Origin of the sequence: Oribacterium sp. FC2011 (assembly GCF_000701645.1) — a bacterium.
Classification (GTDB): Bacteria; Bacillota; Clostridia; order Lachnospirales; family Lachnospiraceae; genus Oribacterium.
Map to the genome: position 1 here is coordinate 206520 of NZ_JNJM01000005.1, position 10576 is coordinate 217095.

Annotated in this window: 6 protein-coding genes and 1 rRNA gene; all 7 read right to left on the reverse strand. The window is 40.8% G+C overall.

Annotated features, from left to right (window positions below):
* Positions 1-31: 31 nt before the first annotated feature.
* Complete coding sequence (locus T357_RS0105960; RefSeq protein WP_031549731.1) at positions 32-1072, reverse strand: Bug family tripartite tricarboxylate transporter substrate binding protein; 1041 nt, start codon at positions 1070-1072, stop codon at positions 32-34.
* Positions 1073-1190: 118 nt separating this feature from the next.
* Positions 1191-3374: a sensor histidine kinase gene (locus T357_RS0105965; RefSeq protein WP_031549732.1), complete on the reverse strand. Its 2184-nt coding sequence runs from the start codon at positions 3372-3374 to the stop codon at positions 1191-1193.
* A gap of 207 nt (positions 3375-3581) precedes the next feature.
* On the reverse strand, positions 3582-4625 hold the full coding sequence (locus T357_RS0105970; RefSeq protein ID WP_242840066.1) for an isocitrate/isopropylmalate dehydrogenase family protein: 1044 nt from the start codon (positions 4623-4625) through the stop codon (positions 3582-3584).
* A 360-nt stretch (positions 4626-4985) separates the two neighbouring features.
* A complete protein-coding gene (locus tag T357_RS0105975; protein ID WP_031549734.1) occupies positions 4986-7253 on the reverse strand; it encodes a hydratase in 2268 nt (755 codons plus the stop codon).
* A gap of 310 nt (positions 7254-7563) precedes the next feature.
* A complete protein-coding gene (locus T357_RS0105980; protein ID WP_049962308.1) occupies positions 7564-8499 on the reverse strand; it encodes a LysR family transcriptional regulator in 936 nt (311 codons plus the stop codon).
* Positions 8500-8748: 249 nt separating this feature from the next.
* Positions 8749-9897 carry a 2-methylaconitate cis-trans isomerase PrpF family protein gene (locus T357_RS0105985; RefSeq protein ID WP_031549738.1) on the reverse strand — a complete coding sequence of 383 codons (1149 nt, stop codon included), beginning with the start codon at positions 9895-9897 and terminating at the stop codon, positions 8749-8751.
* Positions 9898-10317: 420 nt separating this feature from the next.
* A 23S ribosomal RNA gene (locus tag T357_RS0105990) occupies positions 10318-10576 on the reverse strand; the annotation flags it as partial.

The following is a 10576-nucleotide window of genomic DNA, read 5'->3' on the forward strand; positions in this document are numbered from 1 at the left end:
CAAACCTAACTCATTAATCCAATATTCCGAATTACTTAGTACCAAAGAGAGCTGTGAGGTTCTGATAGTCTGAATCCCACTCAGCTGTGTAATCAGCTGTATTGAGCCAGCCCTGTCTCTGATCAAGACCCTGCTGCTTGCAGAACTCCTGGAAAGAATCAGATGCAACAGCCTTCTCAGCAGCTGCCTCAAATGCCTTTATAGCTGCATCAGGTGTTCCAGGGATGTAGAAGATACCACGTGCAGGACCATAAGTTGTCTCGTTGTTGATGTCAGCAGTTGTCTGAACATTCTCCCAACCTGCAAGTGTAAGAGGCTTATCTGTACAAGCACCGATAACCTTCATGTCGCCTGACTCTACCATTGCAGATACCTCAGCAGGACCCTCACATCCAAGGTTGATGTGTCCGCCAACGATATCAGCATTGAGCTGTGAACCCTCTGTATAAGCAACAGCCTCAACTTCGCCGTCAAATACACCCTGTACGCAAGCTGTATCAAGACCTGTGATAGCCATAACGCCGCACTTTACAGAACCAGGATTTGCCTTAAGGTACTCCTTGAGCTCTTCCATGTTGTTGTATGGCTCATCCTTACCTGCTACGAATACGTTAACGTCATTTACGAGCTGGCAAAGAGGCTTGATTGAACCGTAAACATCGAAATCTGTAGCGCCTGTGATCTGAGCAAGCATAGGTGACTGTGTGCAGAGGAGATATGTATATCCGTCTGCCGGCTGTGAAGATGCGAACTGAACACCTGTAACTCCGCCTGCTCCTGACTTATTGCTTACATCAACCTTAACGCCGATTTCTTTCTCAAGAGCTGTAGCAAATGCTCTGAGTGTTGTATCAGCTCCACCGTCTTTTCCCCAAGGACAAACGATCTCAATGCTACGCTCCCAGGTCCAGTCGCTTGCAGCAGCGCCTGCATCAGCAGCACCACCAGCCTCTGCCTTAGCCTCTCCGCCTGCAGCCTTAGTCTCAGTTGTTCCGGATGATCCGCAACCTGTAAGAACTGCCATTGACATAGCCACAATAATTGCGACAGTACCTAAAAATGATTTTTTCATAATAGAACTTCTCCTTTCGTTCTTTAACCTATAGGCACATTATATTTTTTATCGCATTTCAAGGCAATATTTTGGGCACATTTAACAATGACAGTTTTGTCATAAAACTAACAGAGGGTTACTCTCCGGTTGCTCCGGGTAGATTTAAAGGATCTGATGATATAAGAAGACTCAGTTCTTTATAAAGATCCTCCAGAGTTATATGACGGTCAAAATATCCGTTGTTAAGATACCACTCAAACTCAGTCAGTTTTTCCTGACTCGTCAGTATAAGTCTTATTTCCGGGTTAAGACTTCTTATGATATTCAGGGTTTCAACTCCGTTCATTATAGGAGTGTGATAAGAAGAAATGACCATTCCGAAATAATGCTTATTTCTCTGGATAATAGATATGACCGCAGCCGGATGATCGAAATATTCTATCAGGTATTTACTGCCTTTGAATATCTCATCAATTCTTTTAAGGTTCATGCGTTTATTGTGAATTATGGCGATACGCCTGATAGCTGCCAGCCTGTTGAGAGTCTTAGCCTGTTCATATTCCTTAACAGGGAAATGAATCGTAAAGGTTGTGCCTTTATTGCTGCTCTTTACATTCATCCTTCCTCCCATGGAAGTAACAGTATTCCTCACTACCGAAAGACCAAGACCTGTACCCTGTCTGCTGCCCTTGGTAGTGTAGAAGGGCTCGTAAATCCTTTCGATGGTTTCATTCGGTATTCCGCATCCGGTATCCGACACCGTCAGGATTGCCTCATCAGTTTCTTTTTTCAAAGTCACCCTGAGTAATCTCTCTTCAGAATTTTCCATGGCATCGAAAGCATTTTTACAAAGATTAAGCAAAATATGCTCAATGCTTCCGTTTCTGCCATAGAGATGAATGTCTTCATCCGTGATCTCACTTTCAAATTTTATCTTGTGGGGTGTCAGACGTTTCACCATATTCACAGCTTTTTCGGTCTCATCCCGCAGATCCATGTAATTAAGCTTTGCCCCGGTATCCTGTCTCGCAAAACTGAGAAGATCAGTAGATAACTGCTTTGCCTGATCGAGAGATGTAGACATTTGCTTCAAAAGCTCATGATTTTCTTCAGAAATATCCGGGTCCGACTCAAGGAGATCTACGTAGACCATTACCGGTGTCAGAAAATTGTTAAACTCATGAGCGATATGGCTGGACATCATTCCAAGTGACTGTATCCTTTGATAGTTTCTTATTTCGTCACTTTGCTTCTGAATCATCTCCATGCCGCTGTTAATTTCACGGAGATAATTTATCTCTCTGTTTTGTCTTATGATGTTCATAACCACCGCCGTTCCGATTATGGCTATCATAAACATAATAAGCGTAATGATAAGGAAAATTGAGAGAAATTGATTTAAGGGCTGAGACAAAACCTCCATGGGAAGAATGGCCGTAACTGTCCACTCTTCGTTCTGGATATATAATTTTGTAAATGCTCCGATAACGGTTTCGGGATTTATTACTTCATTATCCCTTGTATAGATATTAATTACATCAAATCCTTCCGCATCTCTTTTCTGAATACTGTTCCACCGGAACATGTCGTCAAAAGCAGTTGGATCTCCGGTAGTATTTTCATATATCGATTGAAAGCCGGTGGTCCCTATCTCTTCCTTTACGGGATGCATGATTATTGTGTTCTCTGTATCCTTAATGTAGATATATCCGCCTCCGTTTATACGCACAGGTTTAATGATTCTGTTATAGATTTCAGTCAAATCCAAAGCATAAACAGCCGTGTAAGGATTACCGGAAACGCGTATTGATTTCTTTAAATACAAGGCAAATTCGCCTTCTTTAGGGTCATAGTTTTTTCCTACAATTTCAGCTCTGTAGTTTTTTTCAAGACTGTATTTTTTTGCTCCGCTTATCAATCGGTCTTCTCGATAGGAGTCCCTTCCTCCGGGCATGACGAGATCCACGATATTAGAATTCTTATCTATAAGAACATACCCTTTGTAAAGCGGAAAACTGTCATCAAGAAGGTATTTGTTTCTATCATGCACTTCGGAAAGATCATTGCACTCTTTGGAAAAAGTTACGTCTATCTTGTCTCTTTCCTGATTAAGGAAGTTATTGAGGTTGTCACCCACGATACGGGCTATGGAAAGAAGCTCTGTCTCCTGCTGCTTTATAAGAACATTGCTGTAAGTCTGAAAACTGTTGTAATCAAAATACAGGATAATGATCACAAGGATGAGAGCTATGACAAGTCCCGATTTTTGCACGATGTCCGCAAAAGGCATATTGTTTTTTCTGGATGAATTAGTATTCATAAATATACATTTTCCTTAATATAATTATCTTTTTCCTATTCCATTATATGTTGTGTGCTCTCAAAAACACAATAATATACGAGAGTGACAGTCTTATCACAAAAAATCGAGCAGGAGGAAAAATTCCTCCTGCCCGGTTTATTCGTTGTATTTTGTTGGAGTCTCGGGAGTTCTGTACCCCTTTTTCGAATGAAAAGTTCTGAAAACTCAGGCTGCCATTGCGATCAGCTTATTGATCTCGCTGATCAGCGCATCTGTATACTCTGTTGTACTTGCATTTCCGCCGATATCCTTTGTAGTGTGAACACCTGCGTTCATAACATTGCTGATAGCAGTCTTAATAAGATCTGCGTAATCACTTAATCCGATATGATCAAGCATCATGCATGCTGACCAAAGGAATGCTGTAGGGTTAGCGATATTCTTTCCTGCGATATCAGGAGCTGATCCGTGAACCGCTTCAAACATTGCCATATCTGTTCCTACATTTGCTGAAGGCATGAGTGCTACGCCACCGATGAGACCTGAAGTAAGGTCTGTAAGGATATCTCCGTAAAGGTTCTCAGTTACAAGAACGTCAAACTTTGTAGGATCAAGAACCAGGTTCATGGCACATGCATCAACGATCATGTTGTCTGCAATGATGTCCGGATAATCCTTGGCAACATCTTCAAATACGTGAAGGAAAAGTCCGTCTGTAAGCTTCATGATGTTAGCCTTGTGTATGCAGGTTACCTTCTTACGACCGTTAGCTCTTGCATATTCAAATGCTGAGCGGCAGATCCTCTCGGACTTATCTTTTGTGATAACCTTGATGCTGTGCATCTCATTGTCGGAAATCTTCTCTTCGATCCCTGCGTAAAGGTCTTCTGTATTCTCACGGAATGTTACGATATCTGTGTTAGGGAATGGTGTAGCAACTGCCGGATTTGACTTTGCAGGTCTGAAGTTTGCATAAAGATCATACTTCTTTCTCATGGTTACGTTCAGTGAACGGAATCCCTTTCCAACCGGTGTTGTGATAGGGCTCTTTAAAAGAACCTTTGTCTTCTCGAAGGATGCAAATGCCTCGTCCGGGATGAGCTTGCCGTTTCTGTTGTACTCTGCTTCACCGACATTGTATATATCAAACTTAACGGGAACATGAGCAGCCTGGAATACTGCAAATACTGAATCCGAAATCTCAGGTCCGATACCGTCGCCCATAAAGAATGTTACTGTCTTCATTGCCTTATCATCTGTTGCTCTCATAGTTTACCTCCCGCCCCAATGCTTTAGTATTTTGTCATTTTATCGGGTCTTGAATCATTTATATTTGTATCTCGTCTTTAAATGAATTGAAGACTCAACTTTGACTTCGTGGATTATTTAGGACTTGTTTGTTGTGTCCTTTTTCTTATGTGTCTAATGATATACCTCCTTTAAGGACATGTCAAGCGTGTCCTTTATTATTTTTTGGAATGAGTTATATAACCTGGGAGTTGTTATTCATTATGAAATGGGTCAGAAAATGCAAGGGACGGTTCTCTGGCGAGAATCGTCCCCACTTGTTTTATTGTATCAAATGGATGTCAGTTGATTATGTCCTAAACTTATAAATCGAATGAGATATTAATTTCCTTTATAATGATTAATCAAGCAACCTGCCAAAAGTATGTTTCTTTCCTCTTCAGTTAATACGTCCAGTGTTGCTTTTATGGTCTTTATGACATAGCTTTTGATTTCACTGAGGTCTAGGTTTATTACGTCTTTTTCTGTATAGATGTCGAATTTTTCATTCAGTATTAGTATCTCAACTTCGTTCCGACCGCAGCTCAGTATTTCTTTTATGTCCGAAATAAAGAGATATGTTCCGACGGGTATGTCCAGAGGTTCTTCAGTACGAAGTGGCAGGATACCCCAGTTGATCAGGTTGCTTCTGTAGCGTTTTGTTGAGTATTCGTTGGCCAGGTTGGCAAATCCTCCGAGGACTTTCTGGCAGGAGGCTGCCTGTTCGCGGCTGGAGCCGTCTCCTATCTGATCGGAGATCATGATGGAGCCAAGGGTTATATTGCCGGCTTTGCTGTCAAGGTTTAAAGCTGCTTCTATCATTCTAAGGGCTTTTGCTCTGCCAACATAATCAGGGTCTCTGGAAATCATGGTGAAGTCGGATATCTTTTCCGGGTTAGATCTGTAAGAGCTGGCTTCTCCGGAAGGGATAAGTTCATCTGTTGTGACAGATCCTTTATAGGATCCTGCAACTTTCAGAAGGATATGATCCTTAAGCGGTGCCATCTCCGGCCAGTCGGCGATATTAGGTCCTTTAACCAGTTCTTCTGAAGGATTCTCGTGTCCGTAATTATCAAATACCTGTTTTTCGTATATCTTTTTGTTGAATGTGTGCTTAAGTTCACGATATTCAACGTCAGTAAGCTCATCCGCTCCGGTAAGTTTTCCACCGTTTCTTACTGTTGCGGCTATAGAACGCGCATCCATAAGGCAGACTGCAGCCATCTGTCCCTGTCCGGGTTTGCTGCCTTCTCTGTTCGGGTAATTACGTGTTACATGTCTTATTGAAATCTGATTGTCAGCAGGTGCGTCGGTTACACCGAAACATGGTCCGCATATGCAGGGGCGCATGGTCACGCCCGAGACTGCAAGTTCTGAGCCTATTCCTTTCGTCATCAGATCTTCCATTACCGGGAGGGACGCAGGATTCACATGGAGATTCAGTTTATTCCCTCGGATTCCGTAGATATCCCCATCATTACCTGATTTCAAAATGTCCGCAACTGCCACAATATTCTCGAAAAGACCGCCTGCACAGCCTGATACCAATGCCTGATCCGGATAAAATTCTCCCTCTTTCATATGGTTCATGATTATAAAGGGTTCGCCATGATCACCTTTTATCCTGTTGCCTTCTGCTTCAATCTCTTTCAATATATTTGCCATGTCAGTCTTGAATTCACGTATAGGCATAGCGTGTGATGGATGGAAAGGCAATGCGATCATGGGCTCAACATTATCCATGTCTATTTCGATGAACTTATCATAGTAGGCACCTTCTTCGGTTCGGAGGCACTTATACTCCCTATCCCTTCCATGCTCAGCCAGGTATTGTTCTGTCTTCTCATCTGTTTCCCAAACAGAACTAAGAGCCGCAGATTCAGTTGTCATAACATCGATGCCCATTCGGAATTCCATCGACAGATTGGCTATACCGGGGCCAACAAACTCAAGAACATTATTTTTGCTGAATCCATTGGCAAATGTTTTTGAAATCAGAGCAAGCGCCACATCCATAGGGCCCACACCCGGCTTAGGTTTACCCATGAGCTTTATGCCTACGACCTTCGGATAAGCTATATCGTAAGTCTGTCCAACCAGCTGTTTTACGAGTTCTCCTCCGCCTTCTCCGATACCCATTGTACCGAGGGCGCCGTATCTGGTATGGGAGTCTGAACCCAGGATCATCTTTTCCCCGCCCGCCATCATTTCACGCATATACTGATGCAGTACTCCTCTGTATGGCGGAAGGAAAATGCCTCCGTATTTCTTTGCATTTGATAATCCAAATGCATGATCGTCCTCAAGTATGGTTCCGCCAACAGAACACAAAGTATTATGGCAATTGGATAATACATATGGCACGGGAAATTTTTTAAGTCCTGAAGCTTTAGCCGTCTGCAGAATATTTACATAGTTGTTATCAGGAGAAACCATGCAATCAAACTTTAATTTTAACTGCTTCATATTTCCGCTGTGGTTATGTTTTTCCAGAATCCTGTAAGACATGGTTTTCTTGCGGCCTTCCTCAATTCTTCTTACATCATCCTCGGCAGAAACCACATTATATGCATCATCCAAAAAAACCCCATACTCTGTTAATTTAACCATATCCCGCTCCTCCTATATAAGCATATGCTTCTCGTTATAGTCTTCTACAAATATATCAACCTATTTGAATAATAATTTCCAAGTACAAAAACAGCATCTTTATAACCTTTGATTCGATTATAAAGATGCTATACTCATAAGTAAAATATATGGAATTATATGGTTTTTATATAGAGTTTTCTATCTAGTTCCAATTATTCTCTTTTCAAATACCTTTTGTTTTCATCATATTTATCAAGCCAAATAATCTGCATCCGAGTGCCAGATTACACGGCAAAAACGGCGTCATTGTATAAGATAGATTTACCTGTCATCTGTGAACAGCCTTGTCAGCAAATGCTTCCTTCATGGTTTTTATAAGTGCTCGTTCTGCCTCGTCAAGATAAATTCCATCTTTATATACCACATTTACATCCCAGGAATCTTCTTCATCACTAAAATTGTAGACATTGAAATCCGGATTTTTAAAAGGCTCAATTGCTCTCTCCGGCACAATAGTTATGCCAAGTCCTGAACTAGCAAGTTGAGTAGCTGATATACAGCTGGATACCTCCATAACTTCCTTTGGTATGAAATCAAACCTCTTAAAGATTGCGTCAACTTTTCTCCTGATATACTGTCCTCTCTTCAAAATAATAAATGGAAGCTCCGATAATTTTTTAAAATCAACTCGAGGATATGCTCCCTCTGATGAAGAATCTTTTATCAATTCTGAAGCAATCATATCTTTTGAAGTAACAAGAAAAAGCCTCTCTGTATAAATGTATTCTGTTCTGACCCCAGGCGGTAAATGATCATCACCTCCCGGCAAAACACAAAAAGCTATTTTGTCATTCATCAGATTGTTTATGATTTCTTCCGATTTTGACTCCTGAAGATATATTTCTACATTTGGATATATCTCTCTGAATCTGCCTATAAGCTTAGGAAGCATATATCCCGCTCTTTCGGTGGGTATACCAATATTTATACGTCCCTTTTGACCGTGACCTATGTCAGATAACTCACGTCTCAAATTATCCTTCAAAACAAGTATCTGCCTTGCGGTTTTTACGTATCTTTCCCCGGCATAAGTAAGGCTTATAGGATTTGTTTTTCTGTCAAACAGTTTCACTCCCATGTCTTCTTCAACCTTGGAAATTATATAGCTTAAGGAAGGCTGGGATATATAAAGTCTTTTTGCAGCTTCCGTAACAGAACGATAATCTGCAACTGCGGTGATATATGTCAATTCTCTGAAATCCATAGAATATCTTCTCCTCATGAAATATGTGCCGTCAGAAATAAACAAAGCTGCATGACTGGTATATAAAGAAAGACTAAACTTCTCTTAGAATCGCTGGTTCTTATTTTAGAATAGATAATAGAAGATATCTATAGATTATATGCTAATAAATATAATATTTTGATGTGTCCGCTAAAAGTTTAGCCGAGACATTCAATATGGCTGAAGCCTGCGTTCAGCCTATGATTGTCTCGGCAAAGTCATAGCATATTAATTTCTTATATAAACATAACAGTCCATGATACGTCTTGCAGTTCTCTGGACAGCCACACCCGGCACTTTATAACCGGCCGGATCATTTCCCTCTTTTATTACAGTTGGGACCATGGTCATAATTCCGCTTGGGTGACCGATACGAACAGTATTCTGCCCGTCTTTTACAGGAGCTATTTTATTTACGATAGTTCCTTCTAAGAAAGCAGCAGTTGATACAGAACTTGCGGCAGTAAGCGGTATTGCTTTATGACATTTAAAAACAGAAATCACTCTGGCACAGATATCCATTTTTGAAGCGTCAACATTTTTTTCTTCCATGTCTTTAAAGCTTTTAGGTACAGTTACGAATCCAACTTTTGGAACACCAGGCTGATTATCTGTTGCTTCTTTAAGATCTTTTGCAAAGCCCATCATCACACAAGCAGTCCCACGAATTTTCTCCAAGGTTTCCATTACGTCTTTATTTGAGTTAATTTCTTCCGGAAGCTCTGTTCCTTTCATGCCCAGATCTTCAGCTTTTACAAGTACAATAGGATTTGATACATCAATTATGGTTGATTCGATTTTTCCAAAACCCTGAATATCCAAAACATCCACTACATTACCGGTAGGTAGAAGCTTTCCTGTTTTTGCACCTGCAGGATTCAAAAAATCAACCTTTAATTCAGCAGCGGTTCCGTCTACACCGGCTATTTCGCAATCTCCATCCTGTGCAAAGGTATGAGTTTCGGGATCAATAGGAACATCAACATTGATATACTTGTCAGTGTTCTTATTAAGCATTCGAACTGTAGTAACCGGTTCCTTAATTTCAACCATACCTTCTTCAACGCAGAATGCAGGAACAGCAGCAGTCATGTTTCCACAATTAGATTTATAATCGACCTGGCGTTTTCCAACAATGACTTGTCCAACCAGATATTCAATGTCTACATCTTTTTTTTCGGATTTCCAGATTATAACGATCTTATTGTTTGACGATACAGTTCCTCCCATACCATCAATCTGTTTAGGATCAGGGCTTCCCATTACCTCAAGGAAGATATCATCCCATTCAGCTCTGTCAGACGGAAGATCCTCTTTCTTAAAAAGACATCCCTTAGACGTACCACCACGCATAAATACAGTCTTAAATTTCCTCATATAGTTTCTCCTTTATAAATCAATCAACTCTAAAAAAATGCATCAAAATTTCTGTACATCTTATTTAAACCTTTTAAATCAAATTATGTTTTCATAGAGTACTCACATCTGATTGAATTATAAAGCACGTGGCAAAATATAGAAAATATATAAAGATGTATCCTTCTTATAAGGAATCGTCTATGACTAAATTAAATAATACAGCACCACCGAGGACGGTACAAAAACCTGACAATACACTCCCCAAAGGACATGGGTTTCAGTAAAACGTCTATTTGCAGCATAGCAATAAAAAACTCTGATTCAAATGAACCAGAGTTTTGAAAACATCATAAAATATTTAACCGTACCTTCAAAACAGCATACCATTTATGAATCATTCTCAGTAATCCATCTAAACCTCTAACCTTTCCAGCCTTTTTGGACAAGCCCTCGACCTATTAGTAACTATCACCTGAATGCTTTACAGCACTTACAGCTTAGCCCTATCTACCTCGTAGTCTTCAAGGGGTCTTACTCTTAACGATGGGATATCTCATCTTGAGGGTGGCTTCACGCTTAGATGCCTTCAGCGTTTATCCAGTCCCGACATGCCTACCCTGCACTGGAGTTGATCTCCAACAGGTCCAACAGAGGTCAGTCCATCCCGGTCCTCTCGTACTAAGGACAGCTCCTCTCA